This window comes from Martelella sp. HB161492, assembly GCF_013184775.1.
In the GTDB taxonomy this organism is placed as follows: Bacteria; Pseudomonadota; Alphaproteobacteria; order Rhizobiales; family Rhizobiaceae; genus Martelella.
In genome coordinates this window covers 1-1,219 of the sequence record NZ_JAATVV010000039.1, presented here as the reverse complement: position 1 = coordinate 1,219, position 1,219 = coordinate 1, and the positions used below count along the sequence as shown (strand labels likewise).

1 protein-coding gene is annotated in these 1,219 nt (G+C 56.1%); it reads right to left on the bottom strand.

Annotated elements, in window-relative coordinates; translation table 11 throughout:
* Positions 1-33: 33 nt before the first annotated feature.
* Positions 34-1,160 (bottom strand): IS3 family transposase gene (locus HCK86_RS23845; RefSeq protein WP_176086989.1). Its coding sequence is split into 2 segments (ribosomal slippage): positions 34-917 and positions 917-1,160, totalling 1,128 coding nucleotides; the frame shifts between segments, so codons are not numbered across the junction.
* Positions 1,161-1,219: the final 59 nt, after the last annotated feature.

Below are 1,219 nucleotides of genomic sequence, written 5' to 3'. Positions count from 1 at the left end.
TGAATAGCCCCGGGTTTTGTAGACACCCTCGGTTTAGATTTTCTGCTGTCGTTCGAAGTCGACGGGCGACAGCATGCCGTTGCGGGCGTGTTTGCGTTTAGGGTTGTAGAACATCTCGATGTAATCGAACACATCCCTTCTGGCGTCTTCGCGTGAGCGGTAGACCCTTCGTCGTATCCGTTCTCGCTTGAGAAGATTGAAGAAGCTCTCGACGACCGCGTTGTCGTGGCAGTTTCCCCGGCGGCTCATTGAATGAACCAGATTGTGCTGCTTTAGAAAGGCAGCCCAGTCCATGCTGGTAAACTGCGATCCCTGATCCGAATGGACCAGCACTGGCTGTTTTGGCTTGCGCCGCCATAAAGCGGAAAGCAGCGCCTGTAGAACGACATCTGTCGCCTGACGGCTTTGAAGTGCCCAGCCGATGACGCGGCGGGAATATAGGTCGATGACGACCGCCAGATAGGCGAAGCCCTCCAAGGTCCGGATGTAGGTGATATCAGTCACCCATGCCTTATCCGGCACCTCCACGTCAAACTGTCTGTCGAGCGTGTTGTCGACGGCAACAGAAGGTTTTCCACCGTAGCTTCCGGGCCGTCGCATATAGCCAATCTGGGCCTTGATGCCGGCAAGACGGGTCAGGCGCGCAACCCGGTTCGGGCAGCACGTCTCCCCCTGATCCAGCAGATCATCATGCAGTTTGCGGTAGCCGTAAACCTTGCCGCTGTCTTCCCACGAAGACCTCAACAGCTCTGTCTGCCGCCTGTCCTCGATGGCCCGCTTGCTCAGCGGTGCTTTGAGCCAGGCGTAAAACCCGCTTGGGTGAACCCGGAGAAGCCGGCACATCGTCCGCACCGAAAACTGCAGCCGATGCAGGGCGATAAATGCGTACTTCACTTTGCATCCTTGGCGAAGTACGCGGCCGCTTTTTTTAGGATATCGCGCTCCTCTGTGACGCGAACCAACTCTTTCTTTAGCCGCTTGATCTCATCGGATTCGGCGCTGGCTTGTGGCGTCGAACCGGCAAACTTCTTCTTCCATGCATAGAGCGAATGCTGGCTTACGCCGAGCCGCTGAGAGACTTCCGACACCGGATAGCCTCGTTCCGTGATCTGACGCACGGCATCGCGTTTGAAATCGTCACTGAAATTCGATTTGCTCATGGTCGCCTTCTTACCTCATTTTTAGGCAGGAAGGTGTCTACAGTTCCCGGGGCTATTCA